At 42.0% G+C, this 26,980-nt stretch carries 21 protein-coding genes and 1 pseudogene; 1 reads left to right on the plus strand and 21 read right to left on the minus strand.

Going from position 1 to position 26,980, the window contains the following annotated elements; genetic code table 11:
* Window positions 1-16: 16 nt before the first annotated feature.
* The 8 genes from G9G57_RS12175 to G9G57_RS12210 form a co-directional block, all read right to left on the minus strand.
* On the minus strand, window positions 17-3,757 hold the full coding sequence (locus tag G9G57_RS12175) for an alpha-L-arabinofuranosidase C-terminal domain-containing protein (protein ID WP_164965003.1): 3,741 nt from the start codon (window positions 3,755-3,757) through the stop codon (window positions 17-19).
* Window positions 3,758-3,962: 205 nt separating this feature from the next.
* On the minus strand, window positions 3,963-4,955 hold the full coding sequence (locus tag G9G57_RS12180) for an SPFH domain-containing protein (protein ID WP_164965004.1): 993 nt from the start codon (window positions 4,953-4,955) through the stop codon (window positions 3,963-3,965).
* Between the two features lie 21 nt (window positions 4,956-4,976).
* A complete protein-coding gene (locus G9G57_RS12185) occupies window positions 4,977-5,771 on the minus strand; it encodes a TPM domain-containing protein (protein WP_016820146.1) in 795 nt (264 codons plus the stop codon).
* Window positions 5,768-6,802, minus strand: coding sequence for a TFIIB-type zinc ribbon-containing protein (locus tag G9G57_RS12190; RefSeq protein ID WP_102998394.1), 1,035 nt, complete (start codon window positions 6,800-6,802; stop codon window positions 5,768-5,770). The genes G9G57_RS12185 and G9G57_RS12190 overlap by 4 nt, the downstream gene beginning before the upstream one ends.
* A gap of 26 nt (window positions 6,803-6,828) precedes the next feature.
* Window positions 6,829-7,488 (minus strand): PspA/IM30 family protein, encoded by a 660-nt coding sequence (locus G9G57_RS12195; protein ID WP_164965005.1) that lies wholly within the window; start codon window positions 7,486-7,488, stop codon window positions 6,829-6,831.
* Window positions 7,489-7,663: 175 nt separating this feature from the next.
* The gene (locus tag G9G57_RS12200) at window positions 7,664-8,506 is read right to left on the minus strand and encodes an aldo/keto reductase (RefSeq protein WP_164965006.1); all 843 of its coding nucleotides are present in this window, start codon (window positions 8,504-8,506) and stop codon (window positions 7,664-7,666) included.
* Window positions 8,507-8,784: 278 nt separating this feature from the next.
* Window positions 8,785-11,169 (minus strand): phosphoketolase family protein, encoded by a 2,385-nt coding sequence (locus tag G9G57_RS12205; RefSeq protein ID WP_044786805.1) that lies wholly within the window; start codon window positions 11,167-11,169, stop codon window positions 8,785-8,787.
* Between the two features lie 292 nt (window positions 11,170-11,461).
* Window positions 11,462-12,184 (minus strand): GntR family transcriptional regulator, encoded by a 723-nt coding sequence (locus G9G57_RS12210; protein ID WP_016820141.1) that lies wholly within the window; start codon window positions 12,182-12,184, stop codon window positions 11,462-11,464.
* 316 nt (window positions 12,185-12,500) lie between these two features.
* Here G9G57_RS12210 and G9G57_RS12215 point away from each other — a divergent pair, with 316 nt between their 5' ends.
* A complete protein-coding gene (locus tag G9G57_RS12215; RefSeq protein WP_044786803.1) occupies window positions 12,501-13,649 on the plus strand; it encodes a glycosyltransferase in 1,149 nt (382 codons plus the stop codon).
* Window positions 13,650-13,863: 214 nt separating this feature from the next.
* Here the strand turns inward: G9G57_RS12215 and G9G57_RS12220 are convergent, their stop codons facing one another.
* The 13 genes and pseudogenes from G9G57_RS12220 to G9G57_RS12275 all read right to left on the minus strand — a co-directional run bounded on the left by G9G57_RS12220 (window position 13,864) and on the right by G9G57_RS12275 (window position 26,942).
* The gene (locus G9G57_RS12220; RefSeq protein ID WP_044786802.1) at window positions 13,864-14,814 is read right to left on the minus strand and encodes a ring-cleaving dioxygenase; all 951 of its coding nucleotides are present in this window, start codon (window positions 14,812-14,814) and stop codon (window positions 13,864-13,866) included.
* Window positions 14,815-14,887: 73 nt separating this feature from the next.
* A complete protein-coding gene (locus tag G9G57_RS12225; RefSeq protein ID WP_019685803.1) occupies window positions 14,888-15,286 on the minus strand; it encodes a DoxX family protein in 399 nt (132 codons plus the stop codon).
* A gap of 69 nt (window positions 15,287-15,355) precedes the next feature.
* A complete protein-coding gene (locus G9G57_RS12230) occupies window positions 15,356-15,583 on the minus strand; it encodes a DUF896 domain-containing protein (RefSeq protein ID WP_016820137.1) in 228 nt (75 codons plus the stop codon).
* 92 nt (window positions 15,584-15,675) lie between these two features.
* Window positions 15,676-15,909 (minus strand): annotated as a pseudogene (locus G9G57_RS26405) (hypothetical protein); the annotation flags it as partial.
* Window positions 15,910-15,937: 28 nt separating this feature from the next.
* The gene (locus G9G57_RS12235; protein ID WP_016820136.1) at window positions 15,938-16,354 is read right to left on the minus strand and encodes a DUF4280 domain-containing protein; all 417 of its coding nucleotides are present in this window, start codon (window positions 16,352-16,354) and stop codon (window positions 15,938-15,940) included.
* A complete protein-coding gene (locus G9G57_RS12240) occupies window positions 16,355-16,876 on the minus strand; it encodes a hypothetical protein (protein WP_164965020.1) in 522 nt (173 codons plus the stop codon).
* Window positions 16,877-16,890: 14 nt separating this feature from the next.
* Window positions 16,891-18,141, minus strand: a complete 1,251-nt coding sequence (locus tag G9G57_RS12245; protein WP_164965007.1) for a pentapeptide repeat-containing protein — start codon at window positions 18,139-18,141, stop codon at window positions 16,891-16,893.
* A gap of 77 nt (window positions 18,142-18,218) precedes the next feature.
* Complete coding sequence (locus tag G9G57_RS12250) at window positions 18,219-19,634, minus strand: contractile injection system protein, VgrG/Pvc8 family (RefSeq protein ID WP_039276512.1); 1,416 nt, start codon at window positions 19,632-19,634, stop codon at window positions 18,219-18,221.
* Window positions 19,631-20,305, minus strand: a complete 675-nt coding sequence (locus G9G57_RS12255; protein ID WP_164965008.1) for a hypothetical protein — start codon at window positions 20,303-20,305, stop codon at window positions 19,631-19,633. Before G9G57_RS12255 ends, G9G57_RS12250 begins: the two co-directional genes overlap by 4 nt.
* Before the next feature lie 475 nt (window positions 20,306-20,780).
* The gene (locus G9G57_RS12260) at window positions 20,781-21,536 is read right to left on the minus strand and encodes a hypothetical protein (RefSeq protein ID WP_164965009.1); all 756 of its coding nucleotides are present in this window, start codon (window positions 21,534-21,536) and stop codon (window positions 20,781-20,783) included.
* A gap of 211 nt (window positions 21,537-21,747) precedes the next feature.
* Window positions 21,748-23,604: a DUF2357 domain-containing protein gene (locus G9G57_RS12265; RefSeq protein WP_164965010.1), complete on the minus strand. Its 1,857-nt coding sequence runs from the start codon at window positions 23,602-23,604 to the stop codon at window positions 21,748-21,750.
* A complete protein-coding gene (locus G9G57_RS12270) occupies window positions 23,588-25,615 on the minus strand; it encodes an McrB family protein (RefSeq protein WP_164965011.1) in 2,028 nt (675 codons plus the stop codon). The genes G9G57_RS12265 and G9G57_RS12270 overlap by 17 nt, the downstream gene beginning before the upstream one ends.
* Complete coding sequence (locus tag G9G57_RS12275; protein ID WP_164965012.1) at window positions 25,608-26,942, minus strand: hypothetical protein; 1,335 nt, start codon at window positions 26,940-26,942, stop codon at window positions 25,608-25,610. Before G9G57_RS12275 ends, G9G57_RS12270 begins: the two co-directional genes overlap by 8 nt.
* Window positions 26,943-26,980: the final 38 nt, after the last annotated feature.

Genomic DNA, 26,980 nt, shown 5'->3' on the forward strand with positions numbered 1-26,980 from the left:
CTAACTATCTCGTACCCTACGCTTTAAGATCCAGTACCAGTACATTTACCGAATTAGCCGGTAATTGTAAGAGGACAGAATCTGTATGAAGTGTGACCTGCTGTTCGGTAGGCACTACCTTTTCATCATTTTTCTTATTCACGTTAGGTACATGAACAAGCGAGGAATCGCCGGTTAGTGTAATCAGCTTGGCGCTGGACTCAACATTCAAATCTTGTAGATTCAGCTGCGTTGCCTTATCTACGTTGTCGGCATTCACAAGCTTCACATATACATGTTCAGCATCTCGGGTCACCGAATGAAACACGTCTCTGTTATAAGCCTCCAGCTTGTAATCCAGCACTTTGCTGGTTGTCTTGCCGTCCGTGTAGGAGCAAATCAGGTTGCTGCCCGTTTCTCCCCCATAGTTCATCGTGATGGTGTAGTCGGTATTATCGGCCAGTTCTTCATAGCTGGCTGCTCTCAAGTTGCCCGCAGCTGTACTGGAAGAGTAGTCACCCATGGTATAGCCTTCTATGCCTTGCTTGTAAACCTTCACGCCGGTAGCATTGCCGCCATAGCCAATCGCGTATTCGATGACGTTCTTTTTCTCAGCGGTAATATCCGTGAGACCAGCGCCCACATAAAAACCGTCCGTGCCGGAAATGCGGGAAGCAACGACCTCTACCTTATAGTTGTTCCAGCTGTCGTTCAAGATGTACAGGCCGTTCAGACCGCTATCTTGGGCTTTGAGGACAAGCCCCTTGCCTTCCTCCACCGTATATCCCACGGAGCCAGGAATAACTTTCCAGGCTGGATTCAATTCGTTGGTAAAATCTTGATCCAGCAGCACACTGCCGTCCTTATTCGAAGTAACAGTCACACGCTTAACCACAACCTCGGCGTTACCTGTCGCGATCTCAATTCCACCCTGAGGAATGAGGTCAATTGGCTGGCCGTTTTTGTAAGTAGAGAACGAAGTGGCCAATACTTTATTGCCCAAATATTGGGCATACATTTGCTGCACATAATAGTTTGGTGTAAACCATACAGTTTCGTCATCGAACCAGATACAATCCGGTGTCCATCTGTACGTTCCGTCCGTCAGGACTTTGTTAAACAGCGGCGCATAGGCAGCCAACCGGACGACATCAGCATTATTTTCGAAGCCCGTCATCACTGCTGCTTCTGCGACTGCGCCTGCCAATGTATTTTTATCTGTCGAGGCATACTCCCCAACAAACACCTTCGACGTTTCTTTCCAGTTGACACTGCCATCAGCGTTATAAGCTCTATAGTAATAATTATAGCGGTCCACATTATTCAACAGATACTCATTAGAACGGTAATAGTGCTCATCGGCAATGGTGTCCATATAGTCTTTTTGCTTCTCATACCAGGTTACAGTTTCTTCCGTCACCTGGTTACCGTCCGCAAAAGCAACCTTGGCAGAGCCCTCCATATTACCGCTCAGGAACTTCCAGCCCTGTTGATAGGCATCGTCGTCTGCTTGAGCGCCAACCGTGGAGATAATGTGCAGCTCATATCCTGGGTAGTTTTTCTCCATGTACTCATCAATCGATGTCTTGAACACTTCAAAGTTGGCGAAGAACTCTGTGCCCCAGTTTTCGTTCCCCACGCCCAGATAACGCAGATCGAACGGTGCTTCATGGCCCATTTTTTTACGCATGGCGGCCCATTCATTGTGTTCAAAATCAACGCTGATCGCAAAGTCGATCAGATCCGTAAAATTCTTGATATAGTATTCTCTTAATGCGCCGCCAGCCGGATGAGCATAATCTGAACGGGCTTGGCAGAGCACACCGCAGGCCATAACTGGAAGCGGAGCTGCATTGAGGTCTTCTGCCAACTGGAAGTATTCCATATAACCAAGACCCATGGTCATCATATAGCCCCATACATTAAAGTTTTCCTTGCGCAGCTCGATATCCCCAATGGATTCCTTCCAGTCATATACGTTTTCCCATATAAACGATCCTTCGGAAATACATCCCCCTGGAAAACGCAAAAACTTCGGATGCATGCCGACCAGTGCGTTCACCAGATCTTTTCTCAATCGGTAGTTCGGATTACCCTGATAGTTGGCGTGTGCGGATGGGGATTGCTCTTCCTCTCCCGCCCCCCATACATCTTGTGGGAATAAGGAAACCATATCAATGGAAATGTCGCCTTCAAATGTAAGCGCCAGCTGTCCCAGAACCGTAGCTGTACCTGTCAGCACCAGCTTGGAATCGACGCCGTACTTTTTCCACGTGTTGCCACCTTCCACCTGTACGGTTACCGAATCACTGATGGCCTTCTCCTTCGAGTCTTGCAGTTGCAGTGTGATTGTACCCGCAGAATCGGCCTTCGCCCAGATGGTGAACTCATACTTGGCACGCTCCCGGATGGACATGGCACAATTCTGGTTAGAATCAGAAAAGCCTTTGTTCCGAATCGTTGCCCCATCCGCTACCGTCACATAATAAGAGTTCACATCCTTGTCTTTTGCGCCCAAAAACTCATTTAATCCACCGCTATGCTGTGGAGCCATCTTGTCCGTATCACCAGACCAGGCGAACAGTGGATTACGGTTCCGTCCTGTAGAGCAGCCACATTCACCAGAAGCATGGGAATACGTATCAAACTCAAAGGATTCAAAAGAACGATTTTGCACGAGTTCTGCATAAATCCCACCATCTGCCGCGTTATTGATATCTTCGTAGAACAAGCCGTACATCACTTCGCTGACATCCACAACTTCTTTATTCCCATGAATGGTCAGCGTGTATGGAGGCAACTGTTCTGGAAGAACGGATACTTCAAAGCTTTCTTCTATCCTGCTTGAACCTCTGGTCAAGAGAGCCGTAACGGTGACTCCCTGTGCGGAAGTAATCGCCTGAACCTGACCTTGGTCAGAGAGTATGCTAGGCTGGCTGGATTTCCAGGTCACTTCTACTCTTCCACCCATCAGAACCGTTGGCAGAGCTATGTCTTTGGTTATAATTGTCGTCGGAAATGATAAATACTTATCGCGGGCAAGCTTCACGATCTCTTCATCTGTCAATGAATCGCACATGACCTCAATAATTTCATCCGCCGTCAAACCTGCTTTATAAATTCGGAAGTCCGAAACCGAGCCAGCGAAGTCTACATCAGCTGCATGTTGGGAATGACCGATAAAATTGTTACTATAGTTGGTCGTATCTGCAAATGTTTCGAACCATTTGCGCAGCTTAGCATAGTTACCACTGGAGGTTTGGCTAATGGAACCGTCTGCTGCCACTTCACCATTAACATATACCACCGGTCCCGCACTGCTTAATGTACCGCCTTTTGTGCCGATGACAGACAGGGCGATGTGCATCCACTCATCCCTGACAAAGCCTCTTCCTGGGTCTACGGACAAATCTACCTCAGTGAAAAGAGTTCCGCGCAGATTCCGTGTCATAAACATATAAGGCCCAGTATGCGCTTTACCAAAGTCAAAAACACGTTCCCACATATCCGTGAATCTGCCGAAGTTTACCCAAGCCGTCACTGTAACACCGGTGTTATCGCTTACATCTTTAAATAGATCGGAAGGGAGCTGAATATAAGATGTTCCGTTGGGTCCTCCCTCAAGTGCCAAAGCCGCTCTTCCGGTAGCATGGGAGATCGTAGGTGCTGCTGTGCCTGAAGCAATCCCGTCATTACCTTGTCCGGAGCTATCCTTGCCGACGTTCTCTGCATCATCAAACTTGTACCGCGCAATGATTTGATCTTGGAATTTGGTCATCTTTGTGGCTCCTATACCTATAGTTTATTAATGTAATACCTAATTAGTTAATATAAATACATATTATATAGCTATAGTACCTTATCCTGTGTACTTTTTTCAATCCAATAAATCAGATTTATAAAGAAAATGCTTGAACAAACTACAATAAAAAAGCAGTTATCACAGAGAATACTCTGCAACAACTGCTGTTTGGTTTACAAAGCTATCCGTTCAATTTATGTCCACAATTCGGACAAAAGTTAGCTCCCTCGTTTTTTGTACCACAATTCGGACAAAAATTTGGCCTTTTACCGTCGCCAGAAGGAGTGGGGGCATCGGGTGCAGGCTGAGTCTCAGCCTGAGGCTGCTGACTTGGATTCAAATTTTTCATCATTTCATTGGCTATATTCATGCCCATCATCATACTCGCCATATCCGACGCAGCACCGCCACCTTTTATATTCCCCGATGCCATACCGTCGGTCATCGTCACTTGTTGGTACTTTTGCAGATTACCGATCATTTCATGAGAAGCCGTCTTCGTAATCATATCTTGGATTTCTTGAGGATAATTGAAGCTCATCACATGAAAGCCTGTAATCGTCATACCGTTGTCCATCACTTGTATATCCAGGTCTTCTTGAATGCCCTTCGAAATATCAGAAGCATTTGCCTGTAGATTAAACATATCCTTGCCTTCTCTGCTGATCCACTTCATCAATAACTGATCCAACACCGAAGTAATGCGTATTTTAACGTCCTCTACAAGATAACTGTCCTTTACCCCGGCAATCTTATCAATAAGCGTAACATAATCATTTACTTTAAAATTAAACGTACCGTTGGCCCGAATCGGCATCCCGCCTGGCAATTGGGGGGTCGGAATCAAAACCGGATTTTGTGTTCCCCATTTGACCGTAAACTCCTTCGTATTAACGAACAAGACCTCCACACGCATGCCGCTGTTAAAACCGAACTTGAACCCTTTTAATGTCGATAGAAATGGAATAATATCCGAGTCCATGTTATATGACCCTTCATTCTCAAAGATACCCTCGATCTTGCCGTTATTAACAAAAATCGCGTCCTGACCGGAGCGGATGATTAATTTACTGCCTTTTTTAATTTCACGATTGCTCCATTTCCAAAAAATCATATCATCCCTAAATTCTTCCCATTCTACTACATTTGCAAATTGATTTCTGAAGAATCCCATGTGCTGTATCCATCCCTTCCGTTAAAATGATCCTCTGCTGCCGCTATGCGAATGACCGCCGCTGGTGGTTCCGCCCCCTCCGCCTGATGAGCTGCTGCTACTGCTCTTTTCAATCTTCCGCTTCGTTGTCGTGGTGTGAGTGTACAGATCTTGATGTGCAAGAACCCCTGACGTGCTTGCATCCTCGTAGGTCTGCCGATTTACCGTAACCCGACCGCCGGAACTCGAAACCATCTTACCTACAATAATAGACGCCAATCCCAGCGCAATCGCCAAGTGAAGCCAGCCTTTGAAAAATATACTGTCTGGATTCACTCCTGGGCGAATGGCCAAATATTTGTGCGCACCGAGAATATACTTTTGAAAGGCAAGTCCATAGTTGCCGTTTGTCAGATCCGGGGTAATTTCATGGCGGATTTTCGTAAGCCTGTCGTCATCCAGATACCGTTCTGCCTTATAAAATCCGGCCAAGTACACCTCTCTATTCCTCATATCCATCGTTAAAATGACTGCATTTCCATGAGCCCTGTCATAACCCGGACCATGATCATCATAAAAATCCTGTGTCATTTTCATAACATCCATATTGTCGGGATTGTTGGTCGTATAAATAATAATGTCTGTCTCTCTCTCGGCACCGTATTGATTAGCCATAGAGTTCAACACATCATACTCTTCCTGATTAAGTAGACCCGCCTCGTCAAAAATCAATGGCTTCATCTCTGTCGTTGCTGCTTCGCCCTTCATTTCCATAGGAACCGCTAGAAAAACAGCAAAGAACAACAAAACAGCCACAATCGCTCTATATTTTTTCAATAGAATTCTCCCCCCATTATTAGCCAAGTTATGAACCTTAATGAAAAGAGAGTTATGCCGAAAATGCCTGCAAACCAAGCTGTCACTTTGAACTTGCTAATCGGAGGCTTACCAACTACTTTGCCCGTCTGACCGTTCATCGCAAACGTATGCTCCAATTGATTGTAGTCATAGTGGATGACCCATACTGGGAGCAGGACATAATCCGCTTGTTTTAATGTAGTATCAATTTGCTTTTCCGTGTAACTCACAGACGTATACTCTGACACCGTGGACTGAATATAAGCATCAATATATTCCTTCACTTTGTCTTTCACGCGCGGGAAAAGCTCCTCTTCGTTATAACTATACTTTTCCGCAATATAGCCCGCTAAATATGGCGTTTTAAAAGGTTTGAGCTGATCATAAGGAAAAGGCTCCAATTTATCCATCAGCTCGTCATTCATTTTCTCCGCAGCATCAATCGGAACCTTCACGTAATTCAAACGGATTTTCCGATATACATCAAAATGCTTCGTTTCTGTATATTCGTAATCTCCGCTCGTATAGGTTCTCACTTGGTTACCTTCACCTTGAACCTCAATTTGATTATGTAATTCATATAACCAGAAGGGGACGTACATACCGGTTATTCCCTTGATTCGGTCGGCTATCTTGAATCGGTTCGGTGTGAGACGTCCATTCTTGCACCATTTTTTGAACGCAGCTATGGCTTCTTCCTTGCTGATCGAAAAAGGAATAACCTGCGCCGGAGCTAGCTTCCCGGTCAGTCGATCACCCAGTACCACGGCAGAACCACAAAAGCTGCACACCGTTGCACTCGTCTCCACTTCGGTCATAATCACTGCTCCACAGTTATTGCAATGATACTCATGGGCCTCATCTTCTGAAAAAACACGATTGGTCAGAGGATCAGGAATCGTATCGATGTTGTCCTCTCTTCCGCAGCTATGGCAAGATAACATTCCTGTCTCACTGTCAAAGACCATGCCGCTGCCGCAGTTGGGGCATTTGTATTCGATAACCGGCATCTGCTCACCTCTTCATGTAGAAACTATTATGATTCTTTGGAATTGATTTTCTGCTTGATTGCAGCCAGCTCATCTTCTGCATTGGTACTCTTCTCATATTGCGTGAATAACGCACCCAGGTCGTCCTTCGTCTCTCCCCGGAGCTCAGCTATCGCCATCGCTTCATCATATGCCTTGTTTGCCTTCTCTTCCAAGGCTTCGAATACAGAATCATGGTCGCCCATAGCATTCAAGGCTTGCTGTGCTTTGGCGACTGCCAGCTTCCCTTTAAGTTCGGCACGCCGCACTTCCAGCCGCCCTATGTCGGATACCAATTTCTCCTGCATTTGTTTCATATGTACGGCGTTTGCCGAAGCTAATTCATAAGAGGTCTGTAACGATTCCAGTTTCTCTGCCTGCAAGATTTTACGTTCCAGAAACTTTCGAGCCTCATCTTCATTGCCAGCTTCCACAGACTTACTTGCATAATGCTGGAGCTTTTTGATCTCAGCTCTACATTCATCCAGTGCTCTTTTCGCTCTTTTCTCATCAGCTAGTACCGAGGCTGTTTCCGCTTTCACCTTGCCCAGATCACTGTTCAAGTTCCGCGTATAATCATCAATGGTCTTCTCCGGATCGCTTGCCTTATCCAATAAGGCGCTGATATTTACCTTCATAATATCCTTAAACCTTGATAAAATCCCCATAATGACCTCCTTCGAAAGGACTACATTCCCCCATATCATACATCAAATCCGGTTAAAAATGTTCATCATTCATCATAGCTATACTCAGGCCTATCGCATCCTTTCCGCTATTACTAAAAAGCAAAGGGTTCAAAAACCCTCTACAGATTTTTGAACCCTTCGAATTCATTGTAGATTACAGTTCTTCATAGAAATTGGGGTCCTGGTCCCATAGCCGTCCATCTTCCCTGCTAAGCGCTGAAATCACGTTCATTTCCTCTGGTGACAACTCAAAATCAAAAATGTCCAGATTTTCCGTCTGATGTTTTTCAGAAGAAGCCTTAGGAATTGGGATCGCTCCCAGTTGAATATGCCAACGTAAAATCGCTTGTGTCGCGGTTTTGCCATGAGCAGCGGCAATTTTCCCAATCTCCTCGTTCTCCATCATGCTGTGACCGCGACCCAAAGGGCTCCACGATTCCGTCACAATGCCCTGTTCAGCATCTTTGGTACGCTGATGCTCCTGATTAAATAATGGATGCAGTTCAACCTGATTGATGCTCGGCGCGATACCTGTTACCCGAATCAATCGTTCAGTATGCTCAGGCAGGAAATTGCAGACTCCAATCGAACGAATATAGCCCCGCTTCTTCGCCTCAATCAATGCCTGCCAGGCTTCAACATACCGATCAATTTTGGGATTCGGCCAATGGATCAAATACAGATCATAATAGTCCAAACCGCCTCTATATAGTGACTCTTCGATCGTGACAATGGCTTCCTGATACGCATGTCGACGACCTGGAAGTTTGGAGCAAATCAACAATTCTTCTCTCGGTACTGAACTCTGCTGGACAGCTTTCCCGACAGCGCCCTCATTTTCATAGTTAAAAGCTGTGTCAATCAGACGGTAACCCGCATCAATCGCGCTGGTTATCACTTTTACTCCATCTGCACCCTTCAACCCAGCAGTTCCAAATCCAATGGCAGGCACCTTAGTGCCATCATTTAATACCTTCTCTGGAATTTGATGGTTCATATTAACAGCCTTCTCTCCTATTCTCTTATACCATAACACCTCTTCAATATTCAGACAAAATACAGTGAACCATTCGGTTCCCATATACTTATTACCCACTTGCTCGTGACTTCCCTATTAAATTCTCAGTGTGCTACATCAAAAAGTGCCTGATCCCCGTTGAAATCATACTTGAATTCAAGGGGTCAGGCACATCTATACTACTACCAAATCATATATTCCAGCTCATACTTGACTGCTTGGTTGTCCAACACAAAGCTGAAATGTACTATACTTTTTTATTTCAGGCCTTCCCATACCCAGTTCTCTACCTCTGGCAAGTCAATACCTTCTTCACGAATAAACTGATGATGTTTCTTAACTATTGCATCCATTTCATCCGCAATATTTGCGTACTTTCCAGCGTTAGGTAAGCTTAGAACAGCTTCCTTCACCAAGTCAAAACGGTCCATTTGATTCAATACACGCATATCAAATGGTGTCGTAATATCGCCATTTTCACGGTAACCATGTACATGCAGATTATGGTTATGACGGTCAAAGAACAGATCTTTGATCAGACCTTCGTAACCATGGAAAGCGAATACGACTGGCTTGTCCTTTGTGAAAAATTGATCAAACTCAGCGTCAGATAATCCACGAGGATCTAACTTTTGGCTTCTCAGCTTCAGTAAGTCTACTACGTTGATGTAGCGAATCTTCAAGTCAGGCAGTTTTTTATGCAAAATCGAGATCGCAGCTAAGCTTTCAATCGTTGGCTCTGTACCAGCAGAAGCGATGACAATATCAGGCTCTCCGCCTTGATCTGTACTTGCCCAGTCAATAATCTTCAACCCTTTGTCTACCAATTCTTTTGCTTCATCAGCAGAGAACCATTGTGGACGTGGGTGTTTGGACGAAACAACCAAATTGATCTTTTGACGGTCATTTAAAATAGTGTCAAAAACAGCTAAAAGAGAGTTGGCGTCAGCTGGCAGATACTCACGAATAAATTCTGGTTTCTTATCAGCCAAATGACCCAACAAGCCTGGATCTTGGTGTGTATACCCGTTATGATCCTGTTGGAAGACCGTTGAAGTTGCTACAACATTCAATGATGGGATATCTGCACGCCATCCTTGATCCGTTGCTTTACGCAGCCATTTGAAGTGTTGAGTGATCATCGAGTCAACCACACGCAGGAAGGCTTCGTAACTTGCAAAGAAACCATGACGACCTGTTAACACGTAACCTTCCAGCAATCCTTCAGCTTGGTGTTCAGATAATTGGGAATCAATGACACGACCATACGATGACAAGAATTCATCATTAGGCTCAATAATTTGATCCATCCATTGGCGTTTGGTTACTTCAAAAACAGGAGCCAAGCGATTAGACATCGTTTCATCAGGCCCGAAGATTCTGAAATTACGATTCTCTTCATTTAAAACAACCACATCTTTAACGTATTTACCTAACACAGACATATCTTGCGCAATCACTTTACCAGGCGTGGAGTTATCCAACGCATAGTTACGGAAATCAGGCAATTTCAAGTCTTTAATAAGGTTACCTGCATTCGCAACAGGGTTCATTCCCATTCGTTTATCGCCAGTAGGCAAAATTTTAGCAATCTCTGCTTTTAACCGACCGTTTTCGTCAAACAATTCCTCTGGTCTATAGCTATTCAGCCATTCTAATAAAGCAGGCGCGTGCTGCATATTTTTTTGATCGACCGGAATTGGAACCTGATGGGCACGGAACGAATTTGTATTCGGCACGCCATCCCATTCCTTTGGACCTGTCCAGCCTTTAGGTGAACGGAAGATAAGCACTGGCCACGCCGGACGAGTAAGGTCATTATTTTCACGCGCATTCTTTTGAATAGCTTCAATCTTTTCGATGGCAGTATCCAATACTTTCGCCATTTCTGGGTGCATGTGATCAGGATCTTCACCTTCAACAAAGAATGGTTCCCAACCCAAACCTTTAAAGAACGAGGTTAACTCTTCTTTTGATTGGCGAGACATAATCGTTGGGTTACTAATTTTGAAGCCATTTAAATGTAAGATCGGCAGCACTGCGCCATCCGTGATTGGATTGATAAATCGGTTAGAGAACCACGAAGCGGCCAATGGACCCGTTTCAGCTTCACCATCCCCAATAACAACAGCCGAGATCAGATTCGGATTATCTAGAATAGCACCTACACCATGAGAAAGGGAATAGCCCAGCTCCCCACCTTCATGGATAGATCCAGGGGTTTCAGGCGCAGCGTGTGAAGCAATACCGCCAGGGAATGAAAATTGTTTGAACAGTTTCTTCATACCTGGGATATCCTGCGTGATTTGCGGATAAATTTCGGTGTAGCTTCCATCAAGATATGAATTTGAAACCATCACTTGGCCGCCGTGACCAGGGCCTTCAATGTAAAGCATGTTCAAATCATATTTATTAATAACACGATTAAGATGAGCATAAATAAAGTTTTGGCCTGGAATCGTGCCCCAGTGTCCAATAGGCTTAACCTTTACATCCGAATCTTTCAAAGGTTCTCTCAACAAAGGATTGTCTTTTAAATAAAGCTGACCTACTGAAATGTAGTTCGTTGCACGCCAGTATGCATCAAGTTTTTCCAAATATGTTTTAGACGAGTAATCTTCTAACACGGGTGATAAAGCCATGGTGTCCACTCCCTAGTAATTTTGTTTGTAATTTATTTCCGGAAATTTCATCTACATGTACATCATAACGCTACGCTGAATTAATTCAACCTTTTTCACAAGTGATACGGTCCAATTTTGTGAAATTTTGAACATACTATGAAATATAAATTAAAAAGACAGTAAAAAAGCTCTTACATTAAAATATATAGAAGGATAAACCAATAAAATTTGTGATAAATGAAGAGTTTGCAGACTCTAATTCTTTTTCAAAACTATAAAAAAAAGACCGGAGAATTCTCCAGTCTTTTCATTAGTGTACCGATACAAAGGTATTAAATTTCAAATATTTGTAGTGAAATCGCATATGCGAAAATTCAAATGGGGTACCGTTATCCAAAAAGAAAACACCCTCCATAATGCCTACGGGTTCATTTTCTTTCAATTGCAGCAGCTTTTGATCATTCTCTTCAGACGGTTCTGCAAAAATAGATAAAAAGGATTTGGTGACGGCCAGGTTCCGCGAGTCCTCCAAATAATTAAAAATGGAACCCTCAATAATCGTCTGATTTAAATCCTGGACAATTTTAATGGGGATATAGCCCGTTTCGATCATAAATGGATCATCATCAAACAGACGTAACCGAACGATTTTATAAACAAAATCATGAGTGTCCAAGAACAAATCGCGCTGTAGTTCTTCTGTCGGTGGAATGACCTCAAAACTCAATACTTTGATTTTTGGCTTTTTGCCATGCATTTGAAAATTATCAGTAACTCCTAGATTAGAGCCCTCGTAGTTAAAGATAGATTCATTTCTTATGTATAAGGGATTAATAAATGTCCCGGAACCTTGTTTTTTGAAAATAATTCCGACACTCTCCATTTTAGTCAGAGCACGTTTAATGGAACTACGACTAACCTGGTAAGTCTCACTAAGACTACGTTCATCTGGCAATCTCATATCTGCAAACTTTCCAGCGAAAATTTTCATTTTAAGATCGTCAATAATTTGCTTATAGACAAATTGTGTCATATAGTACTCCTCTTTCAGGTCTTCTATAACTCCATATAGTTTACCATAAACATGCCCATTTCATCTCATGTTTGTTTGTGTCCCTTCTACTTTACATCCTTATGCATAATGCTACCATGACATATACATCACACCACTGAAACATATCTGCAAATCAGCAAAAAATACAGCACTTCCACATTAACATCCGCATAGGAGCAAGCCTGTTTCGAACTTTGTGGGTTGTTTGACTAGACCAGGCTAAAATCCTTGAATACATTGTTATTATTTATCTCGTTCAAAGGTTCTCTAATTAGAATGGTGGGGGGAGATCACATTGGCTATCCGCTACAGCGTCATCATTCCAACCTATAATCGCGCCCAGCAGCTGTTGCTCACACTCGCTTCATTTGAATCACAAACCTACCCGAAGCAACTATTCGAAGTCATTGTAGCTGATGATGGTTCTACAGACGGAACGAAAGAAATGGTCGAAGGCTTCAAAGCATCCTATCCTCTTATCTATGTGTCACACCCTGAACAACGCGGTCGATCTGCCGTTCGAAATTTGGGACTGCGCCGAGCAAAAGGGCTATACATCATTTTCTGTGACGCTGACTTTTTGGTGCTGCCTCATTTCATTAAAACCGTGAGCCGTTATCACCGCAAGTATCCCAAATCTGTGTTTTCAGGCATTCCGCACTCGTGGGACGATGCATTTACCCACTATCACCCTGATTTTTCTGTGGAAGAAAAAGAACATTGTCGGAGCATACTTACACAATCCGGCTTATGGAATCCTGACTTTGAAACAGCGAATGAAATTACCCCGGTCATAACGCCAGAAGATATCCTTCATCAAACGGGCGCACTGTCTAAAGTCGTTAGTCCCACAAGGGTTCCTCCCAATACGCAGAAACAATTTGCCTCAACGGACGTAGCTCCCTGGATGATGCTAGTAACTCGTTGTGTGGCCATCAGACGCAACCACTTAATTCGTATTGGAGGTTTCAATGAACGGTTTGTACTGTATGGACTGGAAGACTGGGATCTTGGCTATAGACTGCATCGCTTAAAAATCCCTTTTTATTGCATCAAAGAGGTGGTCGGGTATCATCAGGAGCATCCAACCCATCTTAGAGGTAACGTTTTAAATACGGAAAATTTAAGAATCATGTATGAAACTTACGGGTTCAATGACTCCTCGTTAAATTTATTTGCTCTGATTCCTCCATCCGAGGATTTTGAGACCTACAAAAATACGCTGCGAGTATTGCGCAGGGGACTCCGTTCCAGGTTAACACGTTCATCGGCTATGTTGTTGAGAAGGACACTACGCATTGCTGCCAAGCAGTTTTATTATCACAACAACACCCCAGCATACCAACAATCATTACGAGCGATACAAAGGAAAGCTGAGAACCGGAAAAGCCGAGTCGCTCATGTGTTACGAGAAATGTTAGTAAAGTCTGAAAAGCTGGTGTAATAACAAGAGGGCGGAAGGTCATGAGATATATACCTGGAAGCAGGTTCTGTCTTGGATAGATAATGTCGTATATTAGATTAGTCAAATCATAAATATAGGTTAATTGCGGAAGATTTCATTTTCAGGAGGTAATTCATCGAATGAAAAATCCACAATCGAATGAGATTGTGGATATATGTGACTTCATCTGGATGCAAAACAGCAGCCATTTCATTTACTTTTGCTTTTCTGTTAATGTTCTCACTTCAATAGGATGCAGGTTTGCCTCGATCTGAGCCCGCTGCGGTTCATACCACTCTGGTAGCATTAATTTCTGCCCCAAAGATTCCGCAGGTTCATCGTTAGCAAAGCCCGGTGGATCTGTAGCAATTTCAAATAGTATGCCGCCCGCTTCTCTGAAATATATCGCATTAAAATATTGGCGGTCGATGATGGGAGTCGGCTGATACCCATAATGCTGAACTGTGCTTCTCCAGTCTTCATGTTGCTCGAAATCTTTTGCGCGCCATGCAATGTGATGCACTGTGCCTGCTCCACCAAAGCCTAAACCCATCTTGGCAAGCGGAACATCCACGATATTACCGATTTCTCCTGCAGATTGATAACGAGCATATTCGGCATCTTCGTCGATTTTCGTAAATCCGAGTATACTCTCCAATGCATCCATCGTTTTCTGTGGATTGACGCTAAATAGTACGGCGCCTCCGAACCCTTTAATGGCGTTGTCAGCCGAAATGCCATCGTAAGACCAAGTACTGTTCGCTCCTTCCGCACGTTCAACAAGCTCAAGACGTAGGCCCTCATTATCCTCGAATTGAAGATATTGTTCATTAAAACGGCTTGTTTTCGTAACTTCAATACCAAAGCTTTGCAAACGGTGCTGCCAAAAATCAAGTGAACCTGGCGGTACCACATACGAGGTTATGCCCACCTGACCGCCTCCGACTCGCCCTTTGGGAGTTCCTGGTGCCGGGAAAAAAGTAATGATCGTTCCAGGACTTCCTGCCTCGTTACCAAAATACAAGTGGTAAACCTCAGGAGCATCGAAGTTGATCGTTTTCTTCACTAACCGAAGTCCAAGAATACCTGCATAGAAATCGACATTTGCCTGCGGATTACCAGCAAAAGCTGTAATATGATGAATACCTGCAGTTTGAAGTGACATATAAAATCCTCCTTTTAATTGTAGAAATCCTTATTTTTATCATTGGTAATTTTTAATGACTTAGGTTCATGTATTAATGAAGTATTGCATCAATGGAATATGGACCTGCGCCTATCAACGCAATACCGACTACGACAGCAATAAGAACCAGCGGATATTCATAGCCATTAGCGGTGGCCCAGATCCCGTTTTGACCATGTACTTTGACAATCGCTCCAAGCATCGTCATCGTAATCAACAATGCTGCCAGTGGAGTAAGCAGTCCTACAGCAAATAGAGCTCCTCCCAGCAATTCCATCAATCCAGCGGCCACGGCCATCAGTACTCCGGGCTTGATCCCGATTGATTCCATCCAACCACTGGTACCTTTTGGACCATAACCACCAAACCAGCCAAAAAGCTTCTGAGCCCCGTGCCCCACAAATAGCAATCCTACTACCAAACGTATCAACAACAATCCACTCGCCAACATAAAATCACGCTCCATATTATATTTATTATTTAAAGATTTTTAAATTAGAGATATTTGGCAAAGCTAAATTCATGGTTTAACGATTTTAGCCTGCTCTCTTCTAAGTTTTTCAGGAGTTACATCATCACCATTTGGATCATAAATCGTAGCGTTCAAGAGAATGCTTTGTACAGAGCCCCGGAAGATTTGAAGGTATTCCTTGCGAAGATCCATTTGCTCCGTTTTTTCAATTTCAGTTAACCCAACTTCTTTTGCTTTGTTTGCCAACTGATTAATTCTTTCTAAAATCGCAATCATGTGTATACCTCCCTATGCAAAATTTTCTGTTTGTCTTTATCTTTAATTTATTTATCTTGATATAAAGATATAATACATTTTTATTCTTGTCAATACTTTATTACAAAGAGAAGAAGATGATGAACTCTTGAGTACCTTCTCACCCCCATAATATCAAGGCCATCTCCATACTGATATTACTTGTATTTTAAACGTACCATCGCAGTGACCAGACCGTCGTAGGTAAGACGGATATCCTGATAAGATCGCTTCTTTATCTGGATATCCATCTGATACGAATGCGAAGCAGCCTTCAGTTCAACTGTATACACGTCCCGAATACAATTCGAAACCTAACAGCTTTGAAACAGACCCTTAGTCCAGCTCCTGTCCATCATTTTCAATTTGAATATGACCACAATACAGACATTGATGGGTACAGTTTTGTGTCAAAGCCGGCTGTCCTTCGATCTTCACATCACTTTTCCCATTCAGCCACGGCATGGTCAGGACTGGAACACACGGAGCCTTCTTCACGCCATAGATGTCTACCATCTCACTAGCCTGCACAGCTGGATTTAAGGGACTGGAGCAATTTCCAAAAGACTGAATGTTCACTCCTGGAACGTAATCTCCAATGTTCATTTGTGCTTTGTTTTTTACGTAGACTCCATGGCTAAAAGGTCTCTTCAAACGGGTAGGTTGTGTGCCATAACTACAACTTAAGATCGCTCCTGCCACGACATAGCTTTTTTTTGCACCCGTTCCCGGTCTCACCTGGGCTTCTCCCACTTACCCCATCCTCCTTAGTGCTTCTATCTCAACTCTTTGCACTCGAATACCTGTAAAAGATCGGCGCAGCAGGCTTTCTGCCACAGCCAAATGGATATAGATATAAGGTTCGATCAGTCCCTCAATCCGAAAAACAGGAGGCTCTATCTCCCCCTGTCTCAGTAGCAAACGCTTCAACGTACCATTGAGGTACCATTCCGTTTGTGCGGACAAACAGTCCACCATCGGCGGACGAAGCACCCAGTATACCTCCTGTCTGGCCTGCTGGAAATCGGTAAGGATGGCTGCTTTCCACTTCAGTTCCGGCATATATTTCTCCAATAATACTTTCATCCGATCGGACACCAGTGGTAGGGGAAATTCCAAAAAATCCGGGTACACTGTTCGTGGATCGGTATGTACAGCCAAAAAAAGAGGTTCATCCTGCTGTTGCTGTCCCTCGGCCTCCGTCAGGATATCTTCTACTTGCAAAGGAGACAGCGCAGCAGGCTCCACCCGATGCTTTACCCGCTCGTCTACCATCAGTCGAAAATATCTCAGTGCAACCACCCCCTTTTGCTAGCAGCATCCCTGACCTGTGTAGACCACTCCAAACCAATGGCTCCTCTACGCTGTTCATCGGTAAAAATGACTCCTTGTACGTTTGCACCCGTAAAATCAGTCCCGATCAGGCAAGCCCCTTTAAAGGATGCACCTGTCACATCTGCTCCAACAAAGCAGGCATCCGTGAGGTCTGCCCCGTCCAAGGACGCTTTTTGTAGTAACGCCTCTTGAAATATGGCTCCCCGCAACTGTGCATCTTGAAAACGGGCCCCCTGCAAGCTCGCCCCTGTGAAATCTACGCCAGCAAAACCCAATGCCTCCCAATCTAGTGAAGCATCTGATCCATATCCGGCGTTACCTATAACGACATCCAATATGGCCTCTTTCAACGAGCATCCGCTAAAATTGGCTCCATGAAGTACGCTGTATGTCAAATCGATTCCATTTAGCTGACTTTCCTGCCACACCGTTCCTACCAGGATACAACCATGCAGACGGCTGTGTTCCATTCTGATTTGGCGAAAGGCTGTATAACGGAAATCCAACAGGCTGTAATCCCCATCCGATAGTTCAACTTGGGTCAACGCCTGATAGCTGTACGCATGTTCTTCTCTTTCCTCCAACCACGACTGGATTTCATTTGCCTCCATGGCTCTGCGATCTTCTCGATATACCGACACACTATGATCCATATATTCCCCCACACGAATCTCGAACGTCTCATCTCGCTCCAGCTCTTGAAACTCCGGCAAGCACACCGCCTGTTTCATCGCCAAACGCAAAGCATTCACAACGAGCGCATGAATGTGTACTGCTGCCTCCAACATTATCTGCTCCCATTCAAGCTCCGATAGAGAAACATGCTGCTTCTCTACCTCCCCTCGCAATTGTCGCTGCAAATCGGTCCAGTAGGAATATGTCCAGCTTGTATCCCATTCAAATCGGATCGGCTGCGGATCAAGCATCCATAAAACATCAGAAGCCTCTACGAAATAAGCAGGTCGTTCTTCCAGCCACGTGGTACGCAGCATAGAGTACGTGATATAACCGATCTTTCCTTTTCTTCCTTGAAGCTGCTCTTGCCGAATGTGCTGGCAATATCCCCGAAACTCTTCGACACAGGCCTGAATCCGTTGCTCCTGTGTCCCCTTGAACTTCAGTGCCCAGTCTCTGCGGATGAGAAACCACGCCTGATTCAAAATGGCTTGCCATTGCGGTTCTAACTCATCCATAGGCTTCTCCATTTGTACTCAACCACCACCCAAAGCTCTTCATAAACTCATATCTACAGGCTGATGTCATTCGTCCGCTGCCCTACAGCCTAATTCGACTTCACTTCACTGCCCTTCATATCCGCTGATCCACTCAATTGAATATGACTGCCATTGCAATCCATACGCAGCTCGCTGCCTGCCGACAAATTCATCGTTTTCCCAGCCGACAAGCTCAGATTACCACCCGCCGAGATACTTACCTTTTTATTGCTCATAATATGAATGCCTTCCTTATCGTCCAGCTTGATAAAAATAGCACCATCTTTACCCGTCACGACCAGTTCATCCGGTCCCAAACGAATTTCTTTTCCATGAGGTGTTCGCCATATTTTCATCTGCGGATTGGAAAACTTGTTATGCCCGCTTCCTCTGTCTGCACGTCGGACTGCACTGCCTGCTACCCCATCCTCTTCACGGCTGCCCGGAAAATAGAGTGAAACCGGGTCCCCTTTCTCCGGCATTACGTACCAGCCTGTATGTCCCCCGCCGCTATACACCGTCGAATAATTGAACCAATGCGCTTGATCGACCGCCTGCTTCTTGTCGCAATCTAGATGGATACGTACCTGATCCTGACGTACGTCTACGACCACCCCGCCTAATGAAGCACCCGCCAGCTTTTCCTGATAATAGCCTTTCTGCCGTAAGCCTTTGTACGAGGCAAGCACATATTGATGCCGCAACAGCCCTTGCCTCATCTCCGTATAAGCCTCAATGACATACAAACTGTGTCCCTGAAAGGTCAACTGAGCGCCCAGATCCAGCACCTCGTCTGTCTCCACCTCATAAAAAATAAAATCATTTTCGTTCACCTTCGCCTGCTCATTTTCCTGAAAGTAGCGAAAAGGCAGCATCTGCTTGCGTACCGTATAACGGGTATGATCTAGCACGGTCTGTGCAGGGCTGTCTTCAATGCCAAAATAAAATTTAGGACTGTCAAAACGCGCCACAGGCATCAGACTCGTATGATAGCGGGAAGCCATGCGTCTTAAAAAAGCCCAATCCGTTTCCTGATACTGAATGGCAATCCGTCCAATGGGCTCTCCACCTGTCGCTCCATCAATCACATCCAACCCTTCATAATCCTTACCAATCTGCTCCAGCATCTGAGGAATCGTCATTTTGGTATATTGAAAAGAACGGGTGCGTTGCTGAATATCCATCCGATAAGTATGGGATATCGCCTCTACCTCCAGATAGTACACATCCCGCACAACCTTCACTTCGACCGATAGCGCAATCCCGCTGAATAGCGGCTTACTTTCACCCAATTCATTCTGCTGGCTTACCTCAATCACCGTGTTCTTTTCCGTCGTTTCCACATAGCTGTCTTGCATCTCTTCCGGGATGATCCCTGTAAAATAGAGCCGAGTATGCTCGTTGATTTTCTTCGTGAGGGTAAGCTGCTCCAGCTCAACCAGCTCGTAAGGCTGGATTTGGATATTATCGTAGCCCAGACTCATAGCGAATCCGCTCCTTTCTCAAGCGTAGTTTGTAAGGGCAATGAAACTGCATGAAGCGACTGCACTGTGTTTTCCGCTACAGGTATCCATACCTCCATGTCCGATTCCGTACAGTTAAACGTCCCCATCATCACCTGTCCTGCATGGGTGAACAGCAGGATTTCGTTGTACAAATTCGTATCCACGCCTGCAGCAACAAAACGGATCACTCCAATGGACAGACCGCAATGATTTACGATCACTTGAGTGCCCAACCAGTTACGGATCGGTTGTACAGCTCGCAAAGTGTCCGCCATTTGTTCCACAAACTCAGAAAGTTCCTCGTCTGCCAAAGTGGACTCTGTCCGATTAAAGGTGATATTCACCGTTCCATCCTCCGAGGTATAAATGACCTCTGGACGATATTCCGAAGGATACTTAAATTGGGCCTGCTCCAGTGGCATCAAGCTAAAAGATTTCGGCGCGCTTACTTCCAATTGCCCGTCCAAAATCATTCTCCATTCCAACGCAATGAACTCATCACCTAACCGCAACACCATACTTTTTCCAGACACGGATTGATCCTGATCAGATATAGCAGTTTGAGAAAGACTCGTATTTACGTTATTAGATGCAACATCATAATTAAGCCTATTTTTGAGACTTAAAATATGCTCGTCCATATAGCTCATAGGGTTAGTCCCTTCTTCTTAAAAAGATGAGAGTTTCATTCAAAATATAAAAGCAAAAGGGCATATTTAACAATAACCCATCTTATGTATGTATCGGCCAGAATAGAGATTTTGTTTACAGAAAGAACCATAGCATGCGTTATTTTCAATGTATATTTCTGAAATTAATATGGAAAAGGGGATTGATATGGGAACGGACAATGGATCGAATTGAATCCTTCCTTGCTCAGAATAAAAGCAGTTATTATGACTTGGAAAGGCTGCTCCCATAATAAAAATGATTTTATCAAATGGTTTGGATAATCGGAGTTTGTAGAGTTAAAGTTACACTTGGGTCCACATTCAAACCCATTAAAAAGCAAAAACCCGCTCTATGAGCGGGTTTTTTAAATGGAGTCGAACCGTGGCTTTGCAAATCCACAATTCGCCGCCGCATGATGCTAAGGATGTTTGGGGAAGTATCTTGCTATTAAACTTACTTCAAGAAGTCAGTAACCTTTTCTGTTATTTCAATAGCATTTTCAACTATTTCCCCACCATCACTAGTAAATCCTAATAATGTTTTCATAAAAGTATCGATTTTTTGTAAAACGCCTTTATTCTTCTCCAAGTCAATACTTTCTCTACTTTTATACAGTCCACCTAATAATGAGTCATAGACTTTCTCAAATTCATTGATTCCCCAACGCTTATAACGTTGAACGGCAGCCTCAATATCATCTAATTTATGAAGAAGGACAGCTATCAGCTTTTTAGGTAACGCAGATTCCTCTAATTGTTTACTCAAATCAGCTATTTGGGTTTCAATATCTTCTAATTGCTCTTTTGACACGGTAATAATCTCTTCTTTTTCTTCAAGACCATCAGAACATAATTCGAGAGTATTTATAATAACATCAGTAATGTAGTGTTGAAATTTCGTTATATCATTATCTAAACCGACAGCAATAAAGGCTCTTTGTATTTCATCTAATTGAGTAATATATCTATCCTTATTTTTAAAATTAGTTTCCACTTGTTTCTTTACTAAGTCGATTAATGACAAGTATCCACTTAAAGTACCAAACAGATCATTTTCTTTTATTTCCAATATTATACAAAAAGCTGATTTAACTGTAACCCCCTTTTCACCTAAATAAATCGTACCATTTTTACTTTTCTTATACTCTTTAACTGATTTTAGAAATGATAATAAAATAGAAATAGGTGTATTATTCACTGTTTTCACCATGCTTAAAACTCCTCTACTATTCATCTAGCATTTACCGATGCAGATAATGCATGGGCTTCGTGCTTTTTGTTGACTCCGTTTCAAAACAACAAACAGAAAAAGTTTACTTAACCTTTATCATGATTTTGTATTGCATCAGTCTGTACCGTCCTTATTCCCCTATCTGCCCTCTTCATTTACATTAATTTAATAAGGACCTTCACCAAAAGCGTCATTTTACTGTTAAACTACCGCCAAGTATATCTCTATTACTCAACAGAATATTTTTCTCAATAAATTCTCCTATTTCTTTCTTAAGGTACCCATATCCAAAAGAAACTTCACCTGAGTTAGGATCAATCGGTTCTATTTGAATAAATGTGACAGTTTTATCGTATTTATGTTCGTATGCAGTTCCGTTTGTTTGCTTAGGATACAACGTAATAACTTTATCTATCTTGTTACTACGATTTCTTTCAATAGGACAACGATATAGGATTCGATTATAATCGCTGATTTGAATAAAATCATCTGTTTCTCGATTGAGCCGAGCATTCCATAAATATCTGTATTTTCGATACTTTACTTCAATGATTAGTGATTTGATAAGTTTACCATCAGTATTATATAAATCCAATCGAAGGTCAGGTCTGCTATGATTATTTGCTATAAATCCAAACTCATCCTCATTCAAACGTTTTGGTATCTCCTGGTCATATATAAGCTCTAAACGATATTCATTTTTTCTGAAGATCATTCTTTCACCTGTTAAAAGCTCACCCACATATTGTTCTTGATAATGGTCAGCAAGCCAGCCCGAATCCCAATCAAACTCTAACTCTTTTAAAACATCAATGACCAAACATGTTGAATAGACTTCCATTAAGACAGATGATCGTTTAAAAGGATAGGTACTTTGACGATTAGAAGGATTCCTCTTCATATCAGTATGAATATCTTTGTATAAACGATACAATACTGAGTACCGTTGATCCCTAAGCACTAAAAGAGGCGGACGCTTAAAAACTGGCATATACTTTACATCTTTTAACCAACCATTCTCGAGGTACCTAGAGAACATACTAACTATACGTAATATCTGTTGTAATTCATTCTGTATTTTTTCCCCATTTGCTTCTTCCTGTTGTAATGTCCTTTTTATCCCTTCACGCTCCTTCCGCAGTTGTCTCACAACGGTTTGACTCCCATACTGCATTCCTTTCTGATCATAATTAGATAGGCTAAAATCTACTTGTTCAAGTTTTTCTTGAGCAGACTTGATTCTGGTTTTTTGCGACTCTAATCGTTTTCGATAGCTGTATTCTAAATTTTTAATGTTGCGCTTCAAAAAAACAAGAAACCATTTAAGCCATTGATTCTCAGGAACGTCAGGAGTTATAACAGCATGTTTCTCATAGAAATTTTCAGGACGATATAAATTAATGTTTTTTTGCCCGCCCTTTGTAGCAAGCCACCTTTGACTTTTTAAGTCAGGCTTTTTAGACACTGAACGAAGGTGGTACTGCTGTACAATATGTTCAGAAGGTGCCTCTATTATCAATCCCAAAGCATGTTTTAATCTACGAAGTTTTGATTGAATATGCTGATAAATATTTAGCACATGCGCTGATGACTGATTTTCATCCACGTATACCCCAAACCTACGAGTCACAATATCATAGGATAATCCTGCAATCTTTTGCTCCAAATACTTCCGAAGATAGAAAAAACGATCCTCATCAAAGTTGCTACCTTTAATAGTATACATTCCCTGATAAGTCCCCTGTTTTGTCTCTAATCTCACCATATAGTGTCCGGGCGCTGGCATATTATCAGTATCATTAGCCTGTACAAGCTCCTCCGTCTTAGAAGGAGAGAGTTCTAATAATTCATCACTGTCAAAACGATCAACGTAGAGTCTATCTAATGAATCAGTTGATTCAAATCGAATTCTAATTGCCTGATACTCGTTTACCTCTACAGTAGGAGATAAATCATTTTCTTCAACCTTAGTTAACTGGAGTTCACCTTCCTTCCAGTTTTCATAACTATATCGGTATCCAATAAATACTCTAGGATGCATAGTCATGAATTCTCATCTCCCGAGCCTTGCGGTGTATCTCGGCAAGTGTGAACTCAAAGTCGCTTATTTCCCTCGCTTGCTCGCTAATGAAGAGAGTAAATAATTCACTCTGCTGAACGTCCCCTTGGGTTTCACTTGCCGTACCGATTAGATCCTGAAATTGATCGGATGAACCACGAATTTTTGTTAATATACGTTGTTTAATCTGAAGATCAATTACAATTTTCCGGTCAAGATAAGGTTTGCCTGACGAATTTAAAGGTATGGAGTTTAGATATTCGCCCATTTTGCGAATAACTCGATGGGAAACTCCCTTTTGATTGTCATATTGTTGTATTGTTTCATGAAGCTGATCAAAAAATTTCAGCTCGTCTAAGCTAAAGGCACCTATTGCATGATTCTCACTACGCCATTTTGTAAATACATCCTTCGCTCCAAACGAAATAAGAGGCTTAGTAGGTTCAACAGGTTCACGTTCTGCTAGGTAGCTAAAAGACAATTTTCTCAATGTTACAATATTGGCTCGATCCAAAAAGCGATCCGAGAAGTTCTTAGTAGTTTCATCTATATTTGCAGTTCCAATAAATACAATGTTATCACCAATTTCAATGGAATCAGGGTAATCAGAACGATTATGACAAGTTGCCATATCTTTGTTATATAATCTCAATCTTCTCTCCTGATTTTCTGGTAGTTCTAAGATACTAATGAATGGGGCAAACCAATGTTCAACTTGGCTTAAATTCATTTCATCAAAAACAACCATATGCATCTGTTCGGGGTCATCTTTAGCATGTTTTAAAAATTCTACAAAGCCAGTATCCGATGGAACATAGAGCCCTGTGGAAGCATTAAGATACCCCAACAGATCACTCGGTTCCGTATAGCTTGGACTGATTGGTAATACTAAAAGTGTGTCTTTATCTTGTTTAAGCCCCATTGCCTCCGCATAAAGCAGAGCAAGTTGGGATTTACCTGTTCCAGACATACCTGCAAGTACGGTTATCGGATTGGTTTTTACACTCACATGGAAATTTATTAGATCATCAAGATCATAAAACAATCTTTTAGATTCTCCAAGAGTTGTTAGATGTTCGATAAATTGTATTTCTAGATTGTCATAATCAATCTCATCTTGATCACTACCATTTTTTTCCTCGTGCAGATGATGTGTTTTAGATGACATATCGTGTTTCGAGTCCACTCGTTCCTTGTCTTCAACTGCAACACGAACAAAGGAAGATTCGGCTTCTTGCAAATATTTTAGATCAAGAAAAACTAGATTATCACTTCCATAAATTTGATAATCCGAAATAGCATCTGGATCAATTTTCACCCTTTCTACCGTACTATCAAATGATGATTCATAAACCCATCCATGATCATCAGATGCGTTCCAATCGCCATTAAGTTTATAGAGGTATTCCCCACAAATAACATACTTTGGACCTTCACTATGATAATAAAAATCCTGAAATCGAAGCGCTTTTCCTGACTGAAGAGATGAATCCCATGAGCTTATACTCATTCCCAACTTTGGAACTGAGGCATATTCTGCACCATCTCTATAACCATCGTCTATATTTAATATTTCAATATTTTTAAATATTTTTTCTGAATAACCATCCAATGCCTTCGAATAATTGATCTGCGGTCGGAATACAATTAATTTATTTTCCAATCTTCTGTTTAATGAATCAATGCGCTTATCAAGATCATATGTATACATATAACCTGCCGGGTAAAAGTTGCGCGGGAATCGTAAATTATTATCAGTTAAACCAATATATAGCGGGTTAAGATTCCTCTCTATAAACATACTATTTAATTCAAGTAAAGGAACTGGTTCTGGTGATAGAGGTTTAACAAAAAATTGTGGATTACTGGATTGACCAAAAGGCATAATTGGATCATCAGTTGAATAGTACAATTCATCTTTACTTGCCAGTTTACCAAGCATGAGGCAATTGGATGTATTTTTAAAGCGACTTTTTTCTTCTTTATCTAATCTAAACATTTGGATTTTCTCCTCTTTTCCACAAAGATATAAGTTCAATCAAAGACTTGTGATCATGCATTATGAAGGTAGAATAATGAAGTCCCGCTTTTTCTTGTATAGCAAATAACCTCTTTGATGAAATACCATTCTGTTGAATATATATACGAGTAAGTCCATTTTTCACAAGGTCACCTCTTTGTTTTGACCACTCCTTGGAAGCTACAAAAATTATTTCTGGAAATAAACTCTGTACTAAAGACACATCTGAAGATTCATATATTACACAGAAATCATTTATTTTCTCTGTTGGTTCAACTTTCCAACTATCTAACTTGCGTTGGAGTTCAAGAATTTCTTGGTCCTTTTTTTGGAGTTTAGAATCATATAGTAACTTCTGTTCCTCTAATTTTGAATTTCCAAGACTATTTAATCTCTCAATTTCTGTTTCTTTCTCAGCGACTGTAAATTGCACTTTGTTTACTTGCTCTTGAAGACTCAGAACCTGTTTCTTAGTAATGGTAATCTCCTTATTGCGCTCTTCTGTAATTTTAAGTTTTTCTTTTAGTACACTTACTGAATCCTCTAGCTCCTCGACCTTTACTTTATAGCTTTTCATTTTCTCTAACTTATCTACTTCTTTTTGTCCTTTTTTAGCACATTTGTATATAAAGTCGGTGACCAATCCATATTTTAAGGAATAGTCTAACTGTTCATTTTCAACAGCATACGCCAATGACAATATCCCATCATCCTGAGATTTCCAATAAGAAGTATAGAAATCTGTAAGTGACATACCTCCCACTTTATCGAGCTCTGCCTTATTTTTTTTTATTTGTTCATCGGGAAGTAGTGATATAGCAATTTTAAAAAGGTTATCTTTTTGCTCCTCATCCAAGTAGAGATCTTGTCTTAATTTCTTAGTTGCTTCTTCCTCATCTTTAACTTCATAAGTAAAATCAAATAAACATTCATTATTATCCAGTCTTTTTTTCAACACTGGCATAATTTCTTCAAAAAGCTTCATATCATATTTTAAAGTCAATGCAACTTTCAAATAGTCAGGTATATTCTCAGAGGATACACGCGCTAAAAATTCTTCATTTGATGTTACACTTGATAAATCGCTTAGTTGGTGTCTATTGTTTATATGGTAAAAAAATGGATCAATCGTTTTCTTTCGTGTCTTAGGCGTCTGACGTTTAAATATTTGAATAATATAATTTCTTTTTAATTTCAATGGTGCCTGTTTTGTAAAACCCGGCACAACTTCTTTGAAATCGCTAAGAATCTCATTAGAAATTTTATCATCTAAAAGGCTTACATAAAATTCTATTGCTTCGGTCAATCCTTATCATCCTTTCAAATTAAATAGTTATTTAGTCA

The organism is Paenibacillus sp. EKM211P (genome assembly GCF_011066175.1).
In the GTDB taxonomy this organism is placed as follows: Bacteria; Bacillota; Bacilli; order Paenibacillales; family Paenibacillaceae; genus Paenibacillus; species Paenibacillus polymyxa.